At 32.4% G+C, this 22,981-nt stretch carries 21 protein-coding genes and 4 pseudogenes; 16 read left to right on the forward strand and 9 right to left on the reverse strand.

Going from position 1 to position 22,981, the window contains the following annotated elements; translation table 11 throughout:
• Positions 1–61: 61 nt before the first annotated feature.
• On the reverse strand, positions 62–1,579 hold the full coding sequence (locus tag AC3WVZ_RS32195; protein WP_233936990.1) for a PH domain-containing protein: 1,518 nt from the start codon (positions 1,577–1,579) through the stop codon (positions 62–64).
• 20 nt (positions 1,580–1,599) lie between these two features.
• On the reverse strand, positions 1,600–2,091 hold the full coding sequence (locus AC3WVZ_RS32200) for a PH domain-containing protein (RefSeq protein WP_233936991.1): 492 nt from the start codon (positions 2,089–2,091) through the stop codon (positions 1,600–1,602).
• A gap of 247 nt (positions 2,092–2,338) precedes the next feature.
• Between AC3WVZ_RS32200 and AC3WVZ_RS32205 the strand changes: the two genes are divergently transcribed.
• The 3 genes from AC3WVZ_RS32205 to AC3WVZ_RS32215 are packed head-to-tail and all read left to right on the forward strand — an operon-like array spanning position 2,339 to position 2,863.
• Positions 2,339–2,485 carry an aureocin A53 family class IId bacteriocin gene (locus tag AC3WVZ_RS32205; RefSeq protein ID WP_046945355.1) on the forward strand — a complete coding sequence of 49 codons (147 nt, stop codon included), beginning with the start codon at positions 2,339–2,341 and terminating at the stop codon, positions 2,483–2,485.
• A gap of 42 nt (positions 2,486–2,527) precedes the next feature.
• Positions 2,528–2,674 carry an aureocin A53 family class IId bacteriocin gene (locus AC3WVZ_RS32210; protein ID WP_046945355.1) on the forward strand — a complete coding sequence of 49 codons (147 nt, stop codon included), beginning with the start codon at positions 2,528–2,530 and terminating at the stop codon, positions 2,672–2,674.
• Between the two features lie 42 nt (positions 2,675–2,716).
• Entirely contained in the window at positions 2,717–2,863 is a 147-nt protein-coding gene (locus AC3WVZ_RS32215) for an aureocin A53 family class IId bacteriocin (protein ID WP_233936993.1), read from the forward strand.
• Between the two features lie 305 nt (positions 2,864–3,168).
• Here the strand turns inward: AC3WVZ_RS32215 and AC3WVZ_RS32220 are convergent, their stop codons facing one another.
• Together AC3WVZ_RS32220 and AC3WVZ_RS32225 are read right to left on the reverse strand one after the other, a co-directional pair.
• Complete coding sequence (locus AC3WVZ_RS32220; RefSeq protein WP_233936994.1) at positions 3,169–3,462, reverse strand: hypothetical protein; 294 nt, start codon at positions 3,460–3,462, stop codon at positions 3,169–3,171.
• On the reverse strand, positions 3,462–3,761 hold the full coding sequence (locus AC3WVZ_RS32225; RefSeq protein WP_046945618.1) for a DUF2089 family protein: 300 nt from the start codon (positions 3,759–3,761) through the stop codon (positions 3,462–3,464). Before AC3WVZ_RS32225 ends, AC3WVZ_RS32220 begins: the two co-directional genes overlap by 1 nt.
• Before the next feature lie 184 nt (positions 3,762–3,945).
• On the opposite strand from AC3WVZ_RS32225, the pseudogene AC3WVZ_RS32230 reads away from it, so the two are divergent.
• The 3 genes and pseudogenes from AC3WVZ_RS32230 to AC3WVZ_RS32240 all read left to right on the forward strand — a co-directional run.
• A pseudogene (locus tag AC3WVZ_RS32230) lies at positions 3,946–4,167 on the forward strand (IS6 family transposase); the annotation flags it as partial.
• A 357-nt stretch (positions 4,168–4,524) separates the two neighbouring features.
• On the forward strand, positions 4,525–5,232 hold the full coding sequence (locus AC3WVZ_RS32235) for an IS6 family transposase (RefSeq protein WP_233936150.1): 708 nt from the start codon (positions 4,525–4,527) through the stop codon (positions 5,230–5,232).
• A 381-nt stretch (positions 5,233–5,613) separates the two neighbouring features.
• Complete coding sequence (locus AC3WVZ_RS32240) at positions 5,614–6,627, forward strand: Replicase RepFR55 (protein WP_233936996.1); 1,014 nt, start codon at positions 5,614–5,616, stop codon at positions 6,625–6,627.
• Between the two features lie 635 nt (positions 6,628–7,262).
• On the opposite strand, the gene AC3WVZ_RS32245 is transcribed toward AC3WVZ_RS32240, so the two are convergent.
• On the reverse strand, positions 7,263–7,874 hold the full coding sequence (locus AC3WVZ_RS32245; RefSeq protein WP_233936997.1) for a MerR family transcriptional regulator: 612 nt from the start codon (positions 7,872–7,874) through the stop codon (positions 7,263–7,265).
• A gap of 402 nt (positions 7,875–8,276) precedes the next feature.
• On the opposite strand from AC3WVZ_RS32245, the gene AC3WVZ_RS32250 reads away from it, so the two are divergent.
• Positions 8,277–9,479, forward strand: a complete 1,203-nt coding sequence (locus AC3WVZ_RS32250) for a ParM/StbA family protein (protein WP_233936998.1) — start codon at positions 8,277–8,279, stop codon at positions 9,477–9,479.
• A 9-nt stretch (positions 9,480–9,488) separates the two neighbouring features.
• The gene (locus tag AC3WVZ_RS32255) at positions 9,489–9,959 is read left to right on the forward strand and encodes a hypothetical protein (RefSeq protein WP_233937000.1); all 471 of its coding nucleotides are present in this window, start codon (positions 9,489–9,491) and stop codon (positions 9,957–9,959) included.
• A 349-nt stretch (positions 9,960–10,308) separates the two neighbouring features.
• Here the strand turns inward: AC3WVZ_RS32255 and AC3WVZ_RS32260 are convergent, their stop codons facing one another.
• Entirely contained in the window at positions 10,309–11,016 is a 708-nt protein-coding gene (locus AC3WVZ_RS32260) for an IS6 family transposase (protein WP_233935413.1), read from the reverse strand.
• A gap of 37 nt (positions 11,017–11,053) precedes the next feature.
• Between AC3WVZ_RS32260 and AC3WVZ_RS32265 the strand changes: the two genes are divergently transcribed.
• A complete protein-coding gene (locus AC3WVZ_RS32265; protein WP_233937001.1) occupies positions 11,054–11,686 on the forward strand; it encodes a tyrosine-type recombinase/integrase in 633 nt (210 codons plus the stop codon).
• A 72-nt stretch (positions 11,687–11,758) separates the two neighbouring features.
• Here the strand turns inward: AC3WVZ_RS32265 and AC3WVZ_RS32270 are convergent.
• Positions 11,759–12,160 (reverse strand): annotated as a pseudogene (locus AC3WVZ_RS32270) (IS4 family transposase); the annotation flags it as partial.
• A 373-nt stretch (positions 12,161–12,533) separates the two neighbouring features.
• On the opposite strand from AC3WVZ_RS32270, the gene AC3WVZ_RS32275 reads away from it, so the two are divergent.
• The 3 genes from AC3WVZ_RS32275 to AC3WVZ_RS32285 all read left to right on the forward strand — a co-directional run bounded on the left by AC3WVZ_RS32275 (position 12,534) and on the right by AC3WVZ_RS32285 (position 15,585).
• Positions 12,534–13,307, forward strand: coding sequence for an ABC transporter ATP-binding protein (locus AC3WVZ_RS32275; protein ID WP_233937003.1), 774 nt, complete (start codon positions 12,534–12,536; stop codon positions 13,305–13,307).
• A gap of 4 nt (positions 13,308–13,311) precedes the next feature.
• The gene (locus AC3WVZ_RS32280; protein ID WP_233937004.1) at positions 13,312–15,168 is read left to right on the forward strand and encodes an FtsX-like permease family protein; all 1,857 of its coding nucleotides are present in this window, start codon (positions 13,312–13,314) and stop codon (positions 15,166–15,168) included.
• Positions 15,169–15,348: 180 nt separating this feature from the next.
• The gene (locus AC3WVZ_RS32285; RefSeq protein ID WP_233937006.1) at positions 15,349–15,585 is read left to right on the forward strand and encodes a YxeA family protein; all 237 of its coding nucleotides are present in this window, start codon (positions 15,349–15,351) and stop codon (positions 15,583–15,585) included.
• Positions 15,586–16,104: 519 nt separating this feature from the next.
• On the opposite strand, the gene AC3WVZ_RS32290 is transcribed toward AC3WVZ_RS32285, so the two are convergent.
• Complete coding sequence (locus tag AC3WVZ_RS32290; RefSeq protein WP_425594325.1) at positions 16,105–16,911, reverse strand: peptidylprolyl isomerase; 807 nt, start codon at positions 16,909–16,911, stop codon at positions 16,105–16,107.
• A gap of 663 nt (positions 16,912–17,574) precedes the next feature.
• On the opposite strand from AC3WVZ_RS32290, the gene AC3WVZ_RS32295 reads away from it, so the two are divergent.
• The 4 genes and pseudogenes from AC3WVZ_RS32295 to AC3WVZ_RS32310 form a co-directional block, all read left to right on the forward strand.
• On the forward strand, positions 17,575–18,282 hold the full coding sequence (locus tag AC3WVZ_RS32295) for an IS6 family transposase (protein WP_233937010.1): 708 nt from the start codon (positions 17,575–17,577) through the stop codon (positions 18,280–18,282).
• A gap of 443 nt (positions 18,283–18,725) precedes the next feature.
• Complete coding sequence (tnpC, locus tag AC3WVZ_RS32300; RefSeq protein WP_100910632.1) at positions 18,726–20,129, forward strand: IS66 family transposase; 1,404 nt, start codon at positions 18,726–18,728, stop codon at positions 20,127–20,129.
• Positions 20,130–20,183: 54 nt separating this feature from the next.
• Positions 20,184–21,643 (forward strand): annotated as a pseudogene (locus AC3WVZ_RS32305) (IS4 family transposase).
• Positions 21,644–21,818: 175 nt separating this feature from the next.
• Positions 21,819–22,118, forward strand: a pseudogene (locus AC3WVZ_RS32310) (ATP-binding protein); the annotation flags it as partial.
• A gap of 54 nt (positions 22,119–22,172) precedes the next feature.
• Here the strand turns inward: AC3WVZ_RS32310 and AC3WVZ_RS32315 are convergent.
• Complete coding sequence (locus tag AC3WVZ_RS32315) at positions 22,173–22,880, reverse strand: IS6 family transposase (RefSeq protein ID WP_233935413.1); 708 nt, start codon at positions 22,878–22,880, stop codon at positions 22,173–22,175.
• Positions 22,881–22,981: the final 101 nt, after the last annotated feature.

Genomic DNA, 22,981 nt, shown 5'->3' on the forward strand with positions numbered 1-22,981 from the left:
AGGTTGTTCTCCTTTTGTATATAATCCGAATTTTACATTTGATACATTCAAAAATTTCAGGTTATTTCATTTCTTGTGTGCTAACTTTCTTTTTTAGATATTGCATATTATTTCCATACCAAAAGTAGCATTGTCTAGCTACATCTGTTGGTATATCTAGGATTTTTGTTTTCTTAACTGGTTTAGCACGAGTTGAAGATTGAAGCGTAACAAGACCAAATAGACGCTGCAACCCAGACTCTGATATTTTCAATTCTTCAATATTTTTTCGATTTGTTATAAATAAATTTGTTGAAAATCCTCCTCGTTGTAGTTGAATGAGTTCTTCATTAAGCTTGTAACCACTGTAAAAGCCACTCAATATTTGTGATGTATTTGTCAGTACGAATAATATTATCGGGATATACCAAAGCTCTGACCACAAATAATAAGTAACTATTGTACCTATAATCCAAATGTAACTTATCCGTAACATCTTTATAAAAATAGTATATTTCGGGATACTAATCATTCTTTTATCGATTTTAAATGTGGGTAAAATCTCAGGAATTAGTGATAAAGCTCTATTTTTATCTATAAGTGGAAAAAGGGTTTTTACAGTTCTCAGTTCCTTTTCTTCCATATCAGTAATGCTTATAATATTAACTTGTACTAAGCCAAACCATCTCTTTAATATATTTGTATTAATGTTAATAGCTTGGATTTTCTCCTTTGGAATTGAAAATTCAGTCTCATTAAATACACCGGTTCTAATAAAAATTCGATGTTGATCAGAAGAAACTTCAAAATTTCCATATTGAATATACGTTTTAAATAGCCCGTAGGCCAATGACATTATTAAAAGAATAAAAATTCCAAACCCCATTAGAATCCATGATTTCTCAAAAAATGAGGTGATTTCATTTATATAGCCATCTATAGAAATGAAATCATTTATATTAGAATAAACTTCTTGAATTAACGGAATCAGTAAAAGTAATTTAAGTGACATAAATGATTTAACCCAAATTTCTTTAGGTGCCATTTTATAGTGTTTGTTTCTTGAAAAATCTTTGGATTTTATTAATTCGATCTTCTGTATCTTTAGTTCATTTTCTTTTTTTGGACTACAACCAATATGTCCTAAATGCTCCTGTATCCGTATAGATTCCTCATAAGTTATCATTTCAAGTTTAATAGAAGATTTTTTTTCATTCGAACCAGTTTCCAGTAAGAGAGATGTCAACCAAAATAATCGATGAAAGAAATGTGTATTCTGACTAACACCATGGATACGCTCTAATGGAATAAAACGATTTTCTTTAATAAACCGTCCCTCATAAATGTACATCCCTTTATCTGTAAATACATACTTAAAATGTTTCCACTCAAGAAATATTGAAACAAAATTATAAATTAAATAAACTACCACTGCTATTACACCTAAAGTCTTAAAAGTCGGATTAGAATTTGAACTTATAAAAATAGCAAAAAAAATAATCCATAGAATAAGTTCTTTTATAGATTTAAACATGGAAAATAGCATCCATAACGGATGCATTCGCTGAGCTATTTGTTCATACGATACTTCTTGTTTCATTGTATTATAGCCCCCTTATTTTACTCATTTACTTCATTGATTCCAGCTAAATATGCAATTTTCTCTCTTAATTCTGTTGCCTTTTTTTCAGAGATAGCAGGTATTTCATGCTCTGAAGCCATTGTACCTATTTGCATCGTTGATAAGCCAAACTTTCTTAATATTGGTCCCTGATTCGTATTTACATACTGTACTTTCGCCATTGGTATTATTAAATGAGTTCTCATGAATAGTCCTCCATGTTTTAATTGAATATAATTTTCATCAATTTCATAACGCCATGTTCTTTGTCGATATATAGGTATTATGGATAATTCAAATATGGAAGAAATAACAAGTAAGGCGATTATAATATAACAAATGATACCTACCCAGGCTTTCCAAGCATAATAATTCTGTAAAAATAAAAGAATTCCTAATATACAAAGTGTAGTAGTATAAGTAATTGCATCACCTATTCTCCATACCTTTATTGCATTTGGCGAGATTTTTTGCTGTGGTTCTTTTATCATTTCAAAGTCAATCCCCTTCTTTGATGATTAAATAAAACTAGTCTTCCTGTTCTGAATTTTTTTAAAACCAATGTTCCCTTTAATAATTATACTTAAAAATATTTCCATGTATAGATATTTTATTGCAAAATTCATAAAAAATATAATATAAAGTTTTTTCTGAAAATAACATTGACATAATTTATAGATTCAGATATATTTATAATCGCGAAAGCATTCATTAAAAATTTCATAGGAGGTGTAACACATGCTTGCATTCTTAAAGCTTGTAGCTAAGCTAGGACCTAAAGCTGCTAAATGGGCTTGGGCTAATAAAGGTAAAGTTTTAGGCTGGATTAGAGATGGACTAGCTATTGACTGGATTATCAATAAAATTAACGACATTGTAAACTAAGTATTCTGGAGTTCTGAATTATTATAGTAGGAGGTATAACACATGCTTGCATTTTTAAAACTTGTAGCTAAACTAGGACCTAAAGCTGCTAAATGGGCTTGGGCTAATAAAGGTAAAGTTTTAGGCTGGATTAGAGATGGACTAGCTATTGACTGGATTATCAATAAAATTAACGACATTGTAAACTAAGTATTCTGGAGTTCTGAATTATTATAGTAGGAGGTATAACACATGCTTGCATTTTTAAAACTTGTAGCTAAACTAGGACCTAAAGCTGCTAAATGGGCTTGGGCTAATAAAAGTAGAGTTTTAGGTTGGATTAGAGATGGTATGGCTATTGATTGGATCATCAACAAAATTAATGACATTGTAAACTGAGTGATGTAATTACATATTGTAATTAATTTTAAAAGGATAGGATCTAGAGTTCTATCCTTTTATTAATTATAATAAGTATCAATTTCCATACCTTATTTCAACAAACCGTTTATTCTACACCAGCCTCTAAAAGCCCACTAGCATTAGAAGTATTATAACATCCATCAAAACTACTTTATAGAGTCCTCTACTACATATATTTTTCAATCTGAAATTTTCTAAGTTTAATGATTTGAATATTTATCAAAAATCCTAATACTTAATTATAAGTGAATAAAAACTCATACTTTTTAATTCTAAGTCTTTTATTTCATATCTTTTGTTTTCATTCTGTCTAATTCTTTTTTTTGCTTATTTTTCAAATCTTCTCTCCCCTTAATCCAAATTCCTAATAAAATAGCTAATCCACCTAAAATAATAATAATAAATATAAGTGTATTTCCTTTGACAGTTAGCACCTCAGTTACCCCTAGATATAAGAGCGTTATCACATATAAAATAGGTAAACATAGTCCCCAATAAACATTTTCTCTTCTTGATAAAAAGTATTGAAGTCCAATTAATAAAATCGCAATTAAAAATCCATATAGGCGAAACATTAATTATCCCCTCTTTCATTTTTATATTTTTCAATTATCAATTTTGCATCTTCTAAATTAATACGATCTTCAATGGAAAGTTTTTTGATAAAGGTAATGAACTCTTCATCTTCATCAGTATCATTTACTTTTATTTTTTGAATTAACTTATCTACCCGTACCCTCACTGTAGGATAAGAAACATCATAAATTTTTGCTATTTCTTTCAAAGATCCGGAATGTAAAATGAAATTTTTAATAAATTCAATATCCTCATTCTCTAAATTCAATAGCCAATTCGGAATCTTTTTAAAATCCATAACCTTCAGCTCCTTTAATTATATTTTAACATAGTTAAATAAAAAATCAATTTTATTTTTAATAAAATTGATTTTTTATTTAACTTTATTTATTTTTGTGTTTTAAAACTTCTTAAACCAGTTCTGTTGCAAAGTTTTTGAAAGTAAGCTAAACTTTTGCAAAATAGAGTGAGGAGCATCGAAAATGAGATGTTTTAAAGGGAAACAATTCAAGAAAGATATTATTTTAGTAGCCGTCGGCTACTATTGTCGTTTTTCTTGAATCTACCGTGACGTATCTAAAATTCTAAAAAAACATGGTGTATCAGTTCATCCTACAACCATCATGCGCTGGGTACATGAATATGGAAATCTAATCTATCAATTTTGGAAGAAGAAAAACAAATCAAGACTGCACGCTTGGCATTATAAATTTATTTTTAGAAATTTCAATAGTTACACCACGTCCATCTTCACTTTCTTTTACGACTTTAAACTGAAGACCCAATTTCGGAAGAACTTTGTCTGTATAATTAGTAACTACTCAGCTTCTTCAAATAAAAAAACAGGCCAAATACATGTTTCCGATTCGAAAACATGAAAAGAAAATACTCCAATCAGAGAAAGAATCTATGCCAAATAGAGAAATTCTCTTATGAAGTCGTGTTATTCCAAGGAACCGTTCTAGTTTCGGTTCTGGTGCAAAAAAATTAGGTTAATTGTAAGTAATCTTCTAATTTTGGACATACTGATACGATTACTCTGCAAAAGGGATGTGATCAGTATGAAAAAGGACAATTTGTTTAAATGGAAGCATTACCAACCAGATATAATTTTATTAACTGTACGTTGGTACCTACGGTACAATCTAAGTTTTCGAGATTTGGTGGAAATGATGGAAGAAAGAGGATTATCCTTAGCACATACAACGATTATGCGCTGGGTCCATCAATACGGACCGGAACTGGATAAACGGATCCGATGTCATCTTAAACAAACAAATGATTCATGGCGAGTGGATGAAACGTATATAAAAGTAAAAGGGCAATGGATGTATTTATACCGTGCGGTTGATTCTGAGGGAAATACGATTGACTTCAATCTTAGTAAAACTAGAAATCATAAGGCTGCAAAGCGATTCTTTAAGAAAGCTTTGCAATCTTTTCATGCCTCAAAACCTCGTACAATTACAATTGATAAAAATCCTGCTTATCCAGTTGCTATCACCAAATTAAAGAACGAGAAAAAAGTGCCGTTAGGCACTCAAATTCGGCAGATAAAATATCTAAATAACGTAGTGGAGCAAGACCATCGATTCATTAAAAAACGTGTACGCTCTATGTTAGGATTTAAATCTTTTGGCACCGCTACATGTATACTTGCAGGAGTAGAAGCCATGCATATGATAAAAAAAGAACAGGTTGATTTACGGGATCAGTCTGTTCAAAATCAAAAAGAATTTATTCATCAATTATTTGGATTAACAGCGTAAAGAATGATTCCAATAGGAATCCTCATTATTTCTTGGGAACGTATCCTTTCTTTGCACCAGAACCGTATTTACTTTAAATAAAACCATAACTATTATTGATATCCTTCAATAATAGTTATACAATAGAACATATACATAAAAACAACTACAATATAGTAAAAAAAACAAAAAATAAACCCTACCGCACACATTTTTAATTGGCATATCACTTTGGCGGGTGAACCAATTAAAAATCCGAATGAAGTAGGGGGTTTATCTTTTATAATCATACATGCTACATAACCATTATAGCATGTAAAAATTATAATGTGAATAAAAAACCTCTACTTTTCCAACGTTTTTCTGTGCATTTGCGGTGGTAAAAAATAGGAGGTTTTTTCCGTGTTGTTACAAAACTTTTTGCTCAGCCGAGCAAAACGAGAACTATCCCCTCAATTATATCGTATCCCTAAGTGCAAGACGGGAGCTATCAATAAAGCAGTCAAAAGTGTAATCAAAGATATTGATAGTATTCTATTTAAATATGAAGGCAAAACTACAAAAGAATACTTCGAGAAAACGCCACGCCGATATGAAGCACTTGAAACCGTGCTTTCCTATCTTGTTCAGGAGGGATTTTCCCAAGTTAGACAAGAGCAAATTAGCCAAAAATCGGGTATTTCTGTACCACTAATCAACTTTATTCTGAAATGGCTAGAAGATCTGGAAGTATGCCATCAAATTAAAACCAGACGTCACAATAAAATTGCGCCGTCTATCTACATTTTAAGTCTACATAATAATTACTTGAAAATTATTGAGTATTTTAAGCAAAAATGGGCATTAACAATCAATATTTTTGCTACATTTACAGAGTTTTTGTCAAAGAAAATAAATAAAAAACAAAAGAAAGATTCAAATAATAGCGAAGATACCCCAATTTCTACATGTCATGGATTCGATTTATTTACACCTGTTGAAGTAGAACCTGAAGAAAAAGAAAATGAGGAACAAGAAACGAATTCTGACGAAGATAAAAAATTGGAAACTAGCTTACAAGAAATACTGGCAGCAAGATTACAAGAAATGAATGATTTTATGAGTGAAGATCAGAAGAAGCTTTATCTCTACATGTTAAGTAAAGATACAAATATTACTGAAAAAGATGCTTATACAATTGCATTGCGTATGCCACCAGACGTAGATCGGGAGGTAAGAAAGACTTTTGAGGAGTGTGTACGCCATTTTGAGCATACTCAATCAGATGTAAGTACTCCTGCGCATTTCATAGTGATGTACACAAATAAACTCCATGCGTATAGGAAAATACGCATGGAGAAGTATAAAAAAGATAGGGAGTCTAGAGTAGACATTGACTTTAAGAAGTTCAAAGAAATGCTAGATCCTAACTCTTAACTTTTATTTCTCACAGCAAAATAAGAACCATGTAGCCTTGTTCAAAAAAATTGAAGCTAACAAGGCTTTTTGTCATGCAATCATAATTTACATTTTAAAAATCTATTAATCTTATTATTAAACTTCAAGGTATCAGGGACGTTTTCAGCAAAAAAATACGTAAAATTTATCATAGAGTAGTAGATGAATTTTATTAGTAATTAAACAAGGAATTAAATAAGAAGAAATCTCTAAGTCCTTGTGAGAGTAAAGATAAAACCCCTAAAATAAATCCTAATGTATTTAATGTTTTTATTTCTTATAAACAAGATTTAATAATAAGAGTATCCTATATTCTTATTATATTTTAGTTTTAAAAATAAAGTGAAAAATATCATTTTAAGGTATCCTAAGAATTTTAGGGAAATCTGTAACCCCTTGTAACTACATTTGAAATTTTTAGGGACGTTTGACCATTTTTAATAAAATGTAGCGAATATTATTATACAAAGAAATAGCCATGCCCTTGGATTCGCCTTTTATTCCTGTTTCCTGACTTTATAAAGCTTCAAACGTCCAAAGACAACCCCAGAGGATAAGAATCGCTCTTCTGAGGCCACCTCTGTTAGTTTGAATGCAGGTTAGAATGTATATAATTACCGTTTAAACAACTTGGTCAGCCAATTATTCTTATGTTGATTAGAGAATTTCTTAGTTTCTAAAGTTTCCTGGATCTGAATTAGTAAATTCTCATCCCTTTTCATAGCGTTCATATCAATTTCATGTAACTGCTGTTTAACATTAGTCTCATGTTTGTTTAGCTGTTCAACTAATTGTTTATTAACTTCAAGTAAATATGAATTTTGCTGTTTAATACTTTGAAACTCATTATTTTGCTCATGCAATACTTGGACTAATATTTCTACTGCTTTGTTCATATTAGCGAATTTTTCTTCAAATTTGTTTAAATCTTCATTTGTTATAAGGGAAGAAACTGTTGCTAATTCTTCTGATCCTGTATCGTCTATTTCTATTACACGTGGGAATTCGATATTTAATATTCTTCTAACATCTTGTTTAGTATGTCCTTCTTCTAACAGGTGTTTAGCACGTATTAATAGCTTTATAACTGATTTTTCATATTTCCTGCCTCTTCCACCACCTTTCACCACAATAAATTCGTTAAAATCATTCAAGTATCGATAGATACTTGTTTCAGATATACCTGTTTGTATAGAAAGATCACTTACAGATAATAGTTCTTCCAAATTTCCACCACCTATCACCACTTCTTACTATGAACCACCCAACGTCATCCACCACCACTCACCACATTCTTCCCACTTCCCACCAAGTACTATATACTCTGTTTCTTCCTATTACCCTTTAGCACCTTCTATGACCTTGCTATCTGAATACGAGCTCTAAAATTGCCTCTTTTTTATATCAATTAATACAGAAAAAAGAAACTTCAGAGTGATACCTATTAAATACCTTTTTACAACTAATGAGGTATTTTTCATTCATTAGATACAAAAAAGATACCTAAAATATAATTAAATTATTGCTATTAAGGTACCTAAGTTATATAATGTAGTTAAGAGGTATTTTAAAGGTATTAAATAGGTATCGTAAAGGTGCTTTAAATATAAAAAGGGAGATGTTGTTTAATGAATATGCATTTTTATCTAAAAGCGGATATCGGAAATAATAAAGTGAAGTTTAAGGTAGATAATGAAGTAGAAAAAGTACAAAGTGTATATAAAAGGCTGTTCACTCCAATTGCTCCTAGTGAAACAAACATTGAAAAATGTGTTGTTAACTTGCTAGATGAATTGAATGTACATATTACAAGTTCTTCAATTAAAAGAAGTGGCCAATTTTTAGTTGGTGAAAGAGCGATGAAGTTTGGAAAAGATGTAAAGTCCATGGATATTAGCGAAGGTGGTAAGTATATTGATGATCTTCCTATTATTCATACAATTAGTATCACTGCTGCTAAAGCAATTCAGAAGGCATATAATGATACAAAAGAACTGCCTGAAGCACTGGATGTAAAAGTGGATTTAATTACTGCTATTCCAGCAAGTGAATGGAATCCTGAACGTGCTCGAATTTTACAAGAACGCTTTTTAAAGGGAACACATATTACGATTGTTGACGTTGCTGAAAAGAAAGTCACAGTAAAAATTAAGTTTAATGATGCAAAAGTAACTCGTGAGGGTATTCCACCGTTATACTTAATGTTAAAGGCTATTCGTGAAAAGAAATTAGATATGTTTAAACAATATGTTGATTTCTGTAAAAATGATCTTAAATACAATGAAGAAAAACTTAATAATTTGCTAACTGAAGCGATATTTTCACGTAAAAAAATTTTACATGCGGACATTGGGGATGGAACGACAGAGTACATCTATACAGTTGGTGTGAATCCTAATAGCGACGCTTGCACAGGTGAAAAACGAGGTGTAGGTCATGCGATTAAAGAAGCTATTAGATTACTACAAGTTGATAAACCAGGGATAGGTGAATTAACAAGACAACAATTTAGCGAGATACTTCAAGATAAAGAACATAATTTCCATACAGAAGCGAAATCATTCTTTTATGAAACTCGATTTGTTCAAGCTGAAAATATCTTACAAGATATTAAAAATAAATACAGAGAAAATACGGCAAGCGAAGCTCAAGTCATTGCTGTATATGGTGGTGGATCTGTTGGATTTAAAGAAGATTTATATGACGAACTAGCTACCTTCTGTAAGATGAATAAGTTAGAGTTACTATGGATTCCAGCAGAGTATGCAATTGACATGAACATTGAAGGTATGGATGTACTTGTTAATGAAGTGTTGACTAAGCAAGGATAGGTGAAATAAGTGAAAAAAAGACCAGAACAATATGGATGGAAATTAAAGAAAATAGAAGATGAAGGTTTTTGGAAATGGTATGAAGCACAAGATAATATAAACGACTCGTTAATTGCACTGGTACACTTTTTTACAAAGGAATATGGTATACGGGATGTAAAAGACTTTGATATTCAAGAGCAAATGCATCGTTCACTGTTTCTAAAAGAAGAATTTTATCATGATTTAAAAATGATTAAAAATTTAGTGAAAGAAAGCAAAGCTCATATTAGTGGGAATTCTTATGATATGTTAGATGAGAAAAAAGAAGTTGCGTTAAAAAATGCAAGTGAAATAAATGAGAATCAGAGTACGAAAATGGAAGTTTCACATGCGAATTTAAACGAACACAATCTTACTCAAAAAGATGATAAAAATTCGGATGAATCTAAAGTGGAAAAGGATATTTTTGGTGATGTAGATCAGAATTCTATATTCTAAACATCTCTATAGATTTAATCTTTGTCGAAAAATCAGATATAAAGGGAACTAACAGAGTAACATCCGAGTGGGAGAAATCAAAGGAAGCAAAACGACAACAATTTGCATAATGACATGATGGAGTGCTTACTTTTTATAGAAGGCACTCCTTTTTATATTTTTCACAAAAAGGATAAATAGAGGTGATTATTGATGATTTCAATAGCTAATGGAAGTCGATGGTTGAAGATTTTAAAATCATTAGGATATTATACAATAGTATTGGGAGTAAGTGTAAGTATATTGGGTTCTGGTGCAAAGAAAGGATACGTTCCCAAGAAATAATGAGGATTCCTATTGGAATCATTCTTTACGCTGTTAATCCAAATAATTGATGAATAAATTCTTTTTGATTTTGAACAGACTGATCCCGTAAATCAACCTGTTCTTTTTTTATCATATGCATGGCTTCTACTCCTGCAAGTATACATGTAGCGGTGCCAAAAGATTTAAATCCTAACATAGAGCGTACACGTTTTTTAATGAATCGATGGTCTTGCTCCACTACGTTATTTAGATATTTTATCTGCCGAATTTGAGTGCCTAACGGCACTTTTTTCTCGCTCTTTAATTTAGTGATGGCAACTGGATAAGCAGGATTTTTATCAATTGTGATTGTACGAGGTTTTGAGACATGAAAAGACTGCAAAGCCTTTTTAAAGAATCGCTTTGCAGCCTTATGATTTCTAGTTTTACTGAGATAGAAGTCAATCGTATTTCCTTCAGAATCAACCGCACGGTATAAATACATCCATTGCCCTTTTACTTTTATATACGTTTCATCCACTCGCCATGAATCATTTGTTTGTTTAAGATGACGTCGGATCCGTTGATCCAGTTCCGGTCCGTATTGATGGACCCAGCGCATAATCGTTGTATGAGCTAAAGATAATCCTCTTTCTTCCATCATTTCCACCAAATCTCGAAAACTTAGATTGTACCGTAGGTACCAACGTACAGTTAATAAAATTATATCTGGTTGGTAATGCTTCCATTTAAACAAATTGTCCTTTTTCATACTGATCACATCCCTTTTGTAGAGTAATCGTATCAGTATGTCCAAAATTAGAAGATTACTTGCAATTAACCTAATTTTTTGCACCAGAACCAAATTAGCAGCCCTTCAAAAATATAATGAGTTTCTTATTACAATTGGTGTTCAGAATGAACTTGTTATTTCAAAAAATATGAAAAAGAAAATCCAACAAGATTATGCTTTAGTCATATTATTAATGCATACAGGGTGTAGAATTAGCGAAGCTTTACAAATTGACTTACAGCAAGACTTGTATCTTTCTTCATCAGAATTAGTTATTCGTTCTGGGAAAGGCGATAAACAACGAACTGTTTTATTAAATCAAAAAGTGATACAAGCATTAAAAAACTATTTAGTAGAAAGAAACGTACACAAATATAAAAAAAGTCCTTATTTGTTTGTATCAAATAAAGGGCCCAAATTAAGCCGAATGACTGTAAACGACATGTTTAAAAAATATAGTAAATTAGCAGGATTAGCGACAAACTTAAAGCCACATGATCTAAGACATTATTTTTGTTCACACGCACTGGAAAATGGTTTTGATGTACATGAAGTGGCACATATAGCCGGTCATTCTAATATACATACTACATTACTGTATACAAACCCATCTCGAACAAAAATGTTAGATAAATTGAACCTACTTTGAAATAGTAGGTTTTTTCTGTTTTATGTAAATCATCTGACGGACTAGAGCACGAACCGTCTCACTACCCCTATAGGGTACTTGAAACATAGTGGCATCCATGATGCGAATACGTTTAAAATGCGCAAAAAGTTGGCTAGAAATGTGAGTTTGTTCACAGAGTTTTTGTTGTAACAACAAAGAAAAGATATGTTTTAAAAATAACACTGATTTTTCGTTAAATCGTTTATTTAAGCCCTCAGGGCTAAGTACAGTACCTGTAACTGCGTGAAGTCTACTACATAATCGTACTAAAGGATCACTGGCCACCCTTTGACTAATCCAAATACAAATGGTAGCTAAATCTGATCCCGAAAATTTGCGTTTTCTCTTTACAAACTTCATCTCTCTTGCTAGTTCTTCCAAAAATCAGGGTGTGATATAGCGCTGTAATTCTTCCGCAAATGGTTGCAACTCCTCTTGAATCGAGAGATTCATAAAAAACGTCACCCTTTCTCATTTATATTATGTAAGAAAGAATAACGTTTTTTTGTACTTGGGGGTAGTAAAAAGCCTTAAGTTGATGGGCATGGCCTCACGATACCATTTCGGGAAAATTGTACGTTTAGACACAATTTAGACAAAACTATCTATTTCCTTACTTTTAAGGAAATAGATAGTTTTTTATTTATATATATCGGTTGAAGAGTTTTTGTTACCTATACTTTGATTGAAAAAAATAATAATCATTAACGGCTTACAACATTGTAAGGTAGATGTAAGAATAATCAATATCTTTATTCAAGTATAATAGCTAAACTAACAATATATGAATCCACCTGAGATTATATTACACATGGGAGGTAACTTTATGACTAAAACTGTATTACATGTAAATAAAGTAAAAAAGGTATATGGTAAAAAAGGTGAAAATCAATCCCAAGCTTTAAAAGACGTATCTTTTTCCATAGAAGAAGGAGAATTTGTTGGAATCATGGGCCCTTCAGGTTCAGGGAAAACAACATTATTAAACGTGATTTCTACTTTAGATCAAGCAACAGAAGGTAGTATTACCATCTCTGGAATTGATATCACCAAGATGAAAGCGAATGAACTCTCTGACTTTCGATCTCAAAAATTAGGATTTATCTTTCAAGATTTCAACTTACTTGAAAATCTATCAGTTTATGAAAACATTGCATTGCCACTCTCTCTTCAAGGGAGATCCTCTCGCGAAATTAAGGATAAAGTTCAAGATGTAACGAGTATATTAGGAATTACTTCTATTCTTTCCAAATACCCTACTGAAATATCCGGTGGACAAAAGCAACGAACTGCTGCGGCCCGTGCACTTGTTCATAATCCTGCTATGATTTTAGCAGATGAACCCACAGGAGCCCTCGATTCTAAAAATGCAACAAGTCTATTAGAAGCCATGCAACAGTTAAATACTGAACAGGATGTATCTATTATGATGGTGACACATGATCCTTATAGTGCGAGTTATTGTAGGCGGATTTTATTTATTCAAGATGGAGAGTTATATAAGCAAATTCATCGAAGTGATACACGAGAAGTTTTCTATAAAGAAATTTTAGATGTATTAGCTACACTTGGTACATCTTCAAAAGAAATGGAGATATAACATCATGTTGCTTAAACTTTCTATTTCCAGTATACGAAAAATGATGAAAGATTATATCGTGTTATTAATTGGCTTAGTCATTTCTATTTCTATTTTTTATATGTTTCAAACGTTGGCGATGAATACAGAATTTACAAAACATAATAGTATTATCGGTTCCATTGCACTGACATTTCAAATTGGATCTATTTTACTTATGTTTGTTTCTTTCTTTTATATTTTCTATGCGAATTCTTTCCTACTTTCCTTACGTCGTAAAGAATTGGGAATGTATTTGATATTAGGTGCAAAGAAAAATAAAATTAGTCTCTTACTGTTTTTTGAAACATTAGGTATGGGATTTTTAGCAATCATTTTAGGAAGTATGTTAGGGATTCTCCTTTCAAAACTAGTGAGCTTCCTATTAATGAAACAATTAGAGATTTCTCTAGAAGGATACCAAGCCTTTTACCTACCCGCCTGGAGTAAAACCTGTTTCTTTTTTTGCATATTATTTTTCCTTACTTCTATAATCAATGCGATTCGTTTATCTTTGAAAACAGAGTTACATTTAATTCGTACAGAACAAACGATAGACCGTATGCCAACAAAAGGTCTTACTACAGTATTATTAGTTATAATAGGGATAACTGGAATTGGAGTGGGTTATTATTTGGTTATGGGGCCTGGGATTAAAAAAGTTTCAGATATTCAAATACCTCTTTTCACCATTACAGTAGGAACATATTTACTATTTGTCTCTCTTTTACCCATATTAGTAAATGCATTGAAAAAAACAAGATTAAATGAAAGGTATATCAACGCTTTTACTTTTGCCCAATTACGATTTCGCGTTAATAATTTAGCAAAAATGCTTGGAACGGTTACAATGTTAATCGGGCTTGGAGTTGGCGCTATGGCTGGTAGTATGTCCTTGCAACAAAATGCAGAATTAAGAGCAAATAAAACGCAAGTATATGATATTACAATTTTGAATCCAGAACATGCAGATTATGAAGCATTGGAAAACATGAAAATAACAGAAAAAAATCAATATCGTTATAAGAGTAATAATCAAGCGATTTATTATTTAAAGGATGATCTTGTTGCTCATCCACCGCTTACATTTTTGAATCAAGAAGAAAATCAGCCACATCGTATTACAGAAAAGCTTCCGGCGGAAGCCTATAGTATGTTTAATGGCAAGCGAAACAACCAAATGTACAAGACGTTACCATCAGAGTGGAGCCGAGCAATGGCGTTTGAATTTCGGATAAATATGCAAATATTTGATCAGAAACCAGTTTATATCGTAGATCAAAAGCATTATACATCCATTTCTGGGTCAGAGCGTGTATTTTTAGTAGCTAAAGTAGATGATTTTCTAAAATATAAAAAAGAATTGAAAGAGATAGATACTCGCCACCAAAACCAGTTACCTACCTCTCAGAAAGAGGAGCCCTTGTTAACAAAGTACGGTATATATGAAGGGATGCTTGCTTTCTCGAAAGGAACCGTATTTATGGGAGTCTTCTTAGGTATTGCATTTTTAGCGATGATGGCAAGTTGTTTGATGTTTAAAATCCTTTCTGGAGCTACCAGGGATATAGAACGCTATCACATGCTTCGTAAAATAGGTGTGCGTAAAGAATTACTTACAAAATCTATATATAAAGAGCTTGGCAGCATCTTTGTATTTCCAGCTATTTTGGGATTGATACATGTTTTAGTCGGAATGAAAGTTTTTGCATATGTAGCCATTTTTACAGATCCCTATATTAATATTTGGGTCCCAATTGCTATCTTTCTCATTATCTATACGATATATTATTGGATTACTGTGCAACTGTATAAAAGAATTGTATTTCCAAAACAACTATAATAAATCCTATGAAATATGAAAAAACAGAATCGGATTAAGAAATGGTATTAAACAACAAGAATATAGTCAAATGAATATATATACGGAGGAATAAAAATATGAAAAAATATATAAGTATACTTACATTGGTAACCATTTTGACTACGTTAATAGCTGGATGTAGACAAGTAAATGGTTTATATGAAAAAGCAACAGCATCCAACCACCAAAGAATATAAATTAGACGCTTATAATGAGGATGGGGAAAAGGCTAAAATTACTTTTACTGTGTCAGAAGAACAAAAGTCCCCTGTGTTTCTTCGTATTCACGTATTAAAATCAAAAGATCCTGATGAAAATCATTTCGTTAAGGATTACGAAACAGTAAAAGAAACCGAACTACCTGAGAAAGTGAAAGAGAAAATAAAAGGTAATTAAAGAATAGCGATTATTTCGTATAAAAAAGTAACCTGTGCGTAATAGGTTACTTTTTTATATGGTGTACAGAAAATTGTATATTTCTGTACACTTTATTTTTTAGTAAAAAACTGATATCTTTACCTGTCACAAAAACGTCCATTTTTGTGACAAGTGAAATTTTAAATATTTGCTATAAAAAAATAAAAATGAATCCCAAACATGTTTGGATTCATTTTTTAATAGTACATAACTAAATTAACTTATACAATACACCGGTTAATACACAATTGGTATATTTTGTCTTATTCCCCTTTTTCGGGGGATGGGCAAAGAAACCCTATATTTGGCATGCTTTTTTGTCTGAAGAAGCTGAGTAGTTACCAATTATTTTTATAAAATTGAATAATTAAGGTGATAACATGTTATAATATAAGAGAAATAAACACTCCTACTTATTTATAAGGCAAATAAGTAGCTATTATTTCACAGTATGTACCAAAAAAAGACCCTAATAGGGTCTTTTTTTGGTACATATTTCTATTTTTTTGATTCTTTAAATGTATCTTTTAAATCTTTATCTGTTACTTTTATATCAGCTTTTTTTAATAAATCCTCAATAAATTTTTGCTGCCATTGTTGATCTTGTAAGCGTTTGGTTTCTAATTCTTTACGAATTCTTTCTTTTTCTTCTGCAAAAGGTTTTAATTCTTTTTTCTCTGTTACCTTAATAATATGATATCCATAAGAGGACTTTACCGGATCACTTACTTGTCCTACTTCTAATTTATAAGCCGCTTCTTCAAATTTAGAATCCATTTCACCTGGACCAAACTCGGGTAATTCGCCTCCTTTTTCTTTTGAACCAGGATCCTCTGAATATTGTTTGGCTAGTGTAGCAAAATCTTCCCCATTATTTAATTTTTCTTTTATTTCTTTTGCTGTATTTTCATCTTTAACTAAAATATGACTTACTTTCAATTTTGGTTTGTAGTTTTCTTTAAGATCTTTTTCTGTAATGGATGCTTTAATACCTTTTTCAAGAGCGATTTGGGGTTTCATTTGTTCTTTTAATGCATTTTCATCTTTAAGGCCAGATTGTGCCAATGCTGATTTGAAATTATCTCCCATCTGTTCTTTTAATTCTTTTACTTTTTTAGTTGCTTCTTCATCAGAAACTTTGTACTTATCCAGTAAAACCTTATTCAGCATCATTTGGTGTAATGCTGTTTTTCCATACGTTTTCTTTAATTCTTTTTCTAAATCGGTTTGTGTGACATTTCCTGCTTTTGATGTTGCAACATTTTCTGAGGAACCACATGCGGATAATAATAAAATGCTACTCATTACCGCACCAATAAAAATACGTCGTTTATTCAAGAGATTATACCTCACTTTACAAATTAATTTATAATTCAGTATAGCAAAAAAATATAAACTTGCATATCTCATCTACACGATGTTGAATAGTTAAGGGCATATACATTGCTATCAAGGTAAATGCGTACAATGATAAGTATAGGGGTGTGGAGTTTTGTTGCTCAAATTAATAGGTAGAACCAGCATCTCCGAGCACACCGATAATTTCGCAATTTTCTGAATATTTTTATTGGCACCTTATATATTTTCGTTACAGAATGAGCATTCTGTGTCACTTATTAACTTAAATCATAAAAAAATGATACTAATTTAATGGATTAACATCTTAAAAAAATGACATAGAACTCAAAAACTTGAATTTCAAGCTCCAAAAACATGAAAAATACCTGTAAATTATCTGTAAATTACAAAAATATTGATTCGCTCGAAGATGGTGGGTTTACGCCTATTAACAATAAGTGCACTTAAAGTTAATACACAAAATAATAAATTTGTTTTGCTTCTAAATCAATAATAGCCCCTACTTCAAGTAGAAAATCGGTTCTGGTGCAAAAAATTAGGTTAATTGCAAGTAATCTTCTAATTTTGGACATACTGATACGATTACTCTACAAAAGGGATGTGATCAGTATGAAAAAGGACAATTTGTTTAAATGGAAGCATTACCAACCAGATATAATTTTATTAACTGTACGTTGGTACCTACGGTACAATCTAAGTTTTCGAGATTTTGTGGAAATGATGGAAGAAAGAGGATTATCTTTAGCTCATACAACGATTATGCGCTGGGTCCATCAATACGGACCGGAACTGGATCAACGGATCCGACGTCATCTTAAACAAACAAATGATTCATGGCGAGTGGATGAAACGTATATAAAAGTAAAAGGGCAATGGATGTATTTATACCGTGCGGTTGATTCTGAAGGAAATACGATTGACTTCTATCTCAGTAAAACTAGAAATCATAAGGCTGCAAAGCGATTCTTTAAAAAGGCTTTGCAGTCTTTTCATGTCTCAAAACCTCGTACAATCACAATTGATAAAAATCCTGCTTATCCAGTTGCCATCACTAAATTAAAGAGCGAGAAAAAAGTGCCGTTAGGCACTCAAATTCGGCAGATAAAATATCTAAATAACGTAGTGGAGCAAGACCATCGATTCATTAAAAAACGTGTACGCTCTATGTTAGGATTTAAATCTTTTGGCACCGCTACATGTATACTTGCAGGAGTAGAAACCATGCATATGATAAAAAAAGAACAGGTTGATTTACGGGATCAGTCTGTTCAAAATCAAAAAGAATTTATTCATCAATTATTTGGATTAACAGCGTAAAGAATGATTCCAATAGGAATCCTCATTATTTCTTGGGAACGTATCCTTTCTTTGCACCAGAACCATAAAACGAAGCCAGCTATAAGTAGCTTGCAAACTGCGGATGCAGCCTTTGGCCTGCGCAAAACCACACCTATTAAAGTAGAAACACGACAAGGAAATGTAGATTCTCCTGCGGAAGAAGGAGTGTCTACTTTTAGTGATCAAAATAATTATAGTAACTACTCAGCCACCTTTCGGTGTCTTTTTTAAATTTTACTAGTTTCATATGCCTCCCATTTGTAAATACTGAGTATATCAAACAGGGGAGGTGAATCTTATGGTCGATCGAAAAATTATTTGTAACTACTCAGCCACCTTTCGGTGTCTTTTTTAAATTTTACTAGTTTCATATGCCTCCCATTTGTAAATACTGAGTATATCAAACAGGGGAGGTGAATCTTATGGTCGATCGAAAAATTATTTTAGATACATATAAAAAAGGACCTGAAGCTGTTATTTCTTTATTTGAAGAAACATTTTCTAAGTTAGAAAAACGTATACAAGAACTAGAAAATGCTTCAAAAAAAAACTCCAAAAATAGTCATAAGCCACCTTCTACAGATGGTTTGGGTAAGCCCGTTACAAAAAGTTTGCGCAAACCGTCTCATCGTCAAACGGGTGGCCAGTTGGGCCACAAGGGACATACTCTTGGTTTGACAGCGACTCCAGATCATACGATTACACATTCTCCTACATATTGTACTTGTTGTCATACTTCCTTGAACCACGAGCCTGTAAAAGGGTATCGCATTCGCCAAGTGTATGACTTACCACCTATTCAGATCGAAGTGACAGAACATAAAGTAGAACAGAAAGAATGCCCACATTGCCATTCTATCCAAGAAGCCCAATTTCCTTCGACAGTATCTCGTCCTGTTCAATATGGTCCAAATATAAAAAGACTGATTCCCTATTTAACGCATTATCAATGCATTTCTTTGAAGCGAACAAAAGAATTCTTTCAGGATTGTTTTGGACATTCTATAAGCGAAGGAACCCTGGTAAATCATACACAGGCTTTCGCTTCTCAATTGCAGCCATTCATAAAAGAAGTAAAGGAAAAGATTCTGCAGTCTCCTGTTGTCCATTTTGATGAAACTGGTATGCGTGTAGAAAACAAAACACAATGGTTACATACTGCCAGTACACCGGAGGTGACATTGCAACATATTCATCAAAAACGTGGAAAAGAAGCAATGGATGCTGGAGAAATCTTGCCATCTTTTTCTGGAATTGCGATGCATGATGGTTGGAAATCGTATGATGCGTATACAGATTGTCGTCACGTTTTATGTAATGCCCATCTCTTACGAGATTTACAAGGAATTATAGATAGTACTGGAGAACAATGGGCACAACAGATGCAGAAATTTCTAACGCAAGCGTTGACGATGAAAAAGCAATCCGAAGGTACCATGCCAAAAGCGACGCAAAAGAATCTGTTTATTATGTATCAATCCATATTGAAAGAACAACAGATTCTTTCCACGAAACAAAAGAAGAAAGGAAAGCAGACGCCTTCTCAAAATTTATGGAATCGCTTCGTCAAGTATTCTGACAGAATTCTAGCGTTTTTAGAACATCCAGCCATTCCATTTGATAACAATCAAGCAGAACGGGATATTCGGATGACGAAAGTAAAACAGAAAGTGTCTGGGACTTTCCGAAGTAAGAAAGGCGCAGAATCTTTTTGTCAGATACGAAGCTTTATGAGTACCATGAAAAAACAAAAACAATCGGTCTTACAAGCGATAAACCAAGTCATAGAAACTAGAACGGTTCCTTGGAATAACACGACTTCATAAGAGAATTTCTCTATTTGGCATAGATTCTTTCTCTGATTGGAGTATTTTCTTTTCATGTTTTCGAATCGGAAACATGTATTTGGCCTGTTTTTTTATTTGAAGAAGCTGAGTAGTTACGAATTTCGTTTACTTGCAAAGGAATTACAACGTGTATTTTCATCAAACTTTTTAACACATTTGGCCAAAGAAACGCAGTTTGTTCAACGTACAAGTAAATTTAAAGCACAAGACTTAGCTGCTCTATGTATAGGAATGGGACAAGATATTGCTAGTATTCCCTGACACGACTATGTGGTGTTTTAGAATCGGAAACAGGTGTCCTCATCAGTCCGGAAGGACTAAATATAAGATTAAATGAAAAAGCAGTAGAATTTTTACGTTCGCTTTTCTCGTAATTATTACAAAAACAATTAGTAACCACTATATCGCTACCCTCTTCTTTTTCTGAATACTTTCGGCGTATTCGTATTTTAGATGCCACTACATTTCAAATTTCAGATCAACTCGCAGCCGTTTATCCTGGTTCAGGCGGAAGTGGAAAAGCTTCTGGATTGAAAATACAATTAGAATATGATTTACTGAGTGGTCAATTTTTACATGTTGCATTGGGACCTGCGAAAGAAAATGATGTGAATTACGGAAAAGAAGTTCAACCTACCGTTGATTTACAAGATCTTTGTATACGGGATTTAGGTTATTTTAGTTTGAACGATTTAGATGGCATTCAACAAAAAGGAGCCTACTATTTATCTCGGCTTAAAATGAATACAAAACTGTTTCAAAAAAATGAAGAGGTCCCCATTTTTAAAAATGGAGCGAGTAAGAAAAAATATCAATATACCATGATTGATTTAGAAGCGATTATGGAACAGTTACAACCAGGGGAACTATATGAAATTCCTGTTGTTTATGTTGGGCGTGATTATTTACTGCCTGTAAGAGCTGTGATTTATAGGCTTACTCCAGATCAGGAGGCGCAACGTAGAAAGGATCGAGCATACAAGGAAAAAAAGAAAAATATAACGTTTAGTGATAGAACAAAAAAATTACAAGGTATCAATGTATACATTACGAATATTCCATCGGAATATGTTTCTAAAGAAGCCATTCATGACTTCTACTCTCTTCGTTGGCAAATCGAAATTATCTTTAAAACTTGGAAATCTATTTTTCGCATTCATTCCAATACAAATGTGAAGAAAGAACGATTAGAATGCCACATCTATGGAAAATTAATTGCACTTTTACTCTCTTCTACTGTCATGTTTCAAATGAGACAAATATTATTGGTGAAAAAACAAAAAGAATTAAGTGAATGGAAAGCTATGTATATGATTCATGATTATTTCCGCGTATTGTATCGACAAATACAAGATCAATCAAAACAATTGATGGCCAGTTTTCTTCGATTATTTCACCTACTTGATAAAAATGGACAAAAATCACATCGTTATCGGAAGAAAACGGTATTTGATATTTTAGGTATTGTATATGAACAGCATATAAAACCATAAAATACATACACTTTTTAAAATCGTAGCCCGTTAGGGTTATTTTGTATGTACTTTTTTATAAAAGTTTCTAATCTTGGATAAGAGATACCCCAGATTCCATAGTCGGAGAGGAATTTATACGTATTTGTGTAAGTTCCATTTCCTTAGCTTGATGGCGATGATGCCGTACCCCATTATGATACAACGAAATCTGCAAGATGCCTGTAAATCACTGCATTTAAGCTATATTGTGGATCATTATGATGAAATATCTTTTGAAACCAAAGAACAATTTCTGCGTGATATTTTCAATATAGAGATTGAATCTCGTCAAACGAAAAAAGTAGCAAACTTAATCAAGAAAGCGAAATTTCGAGAATTAAAATGGCTCAAGAATTATGAATGGAGCGAACAAATTCATCTGCCATCTACAACGAGTCAAGAGCACATTTGTGAATTGCGATTTTTTGAAGGGAAACAAAATCTGGTTCTGGTGCAAAGAAAGGATACGTTCCCAAGAAATAATGAGGATTCCTATTGGAATCATTCTTTACGCTGTTAATCCAAATAATTGATGAATAAATTCTTTTTGATTTTGAACAGACTGATCCCGTAAATCAACCTGTTCTTTTTTTATCATATGCATGGCTTCTACTCCTGCAAGTATACATGTAGCGGTGCCAAAAGATTTAAATCCTAACATAGAGCGTACACGTTTTTTAATGAATCGATGGTCTTGCTCCACTACGTTATTTAGATATTTTATCTGCCGAATTTGAGTGCCTAACGGCACTTTTTTCTCGCTCTTTAATTTAGTGATGGCAACTGGATAAGCAGGATTTTTATCAATTGTGATTGTACGAGGTTTTGAGACATGAAAAGACTGCAAAGCCTTTTTAAAGAATCGCTTTGCAGCCTTATGATTTCTAGTTTTACTGAGATAGAAGTCAATCGTATTTCCTTCAGAATCAACCGCACGGTATAAATACATCCATTGCCCTTTTACTTTTATATACGTTTCATCCACTCGCCATGAATCATTTGTTTGTTTAAGATGACGTCGGATCCGTTGATCCAGTTCCGGTCCGTATTGATGGACCCAGCGCATAATCGTTGTATGAGCTAAAGATAATCCTCTTTCTTCCATCATTTCCACCAAATCTCGAAAACTTAGATTGTACCGTAGGTACCAACGTACAGTTAATAAAATTATATCTGGTTGGTAATGCTTCCATTTAAACAAATTGTCCTTTTTCATACTGATCACATCCCTTTTGTAGAGTAATCGTATCAGTATGTCCAAAATTAGAAGATTACTTGCAATTAACCTAATTTTTTGCACCAGAACCAAAAACCTTG

This window comes from Bacillus sp. CPT56D-587-MTF (assembly GCF_058792335.1).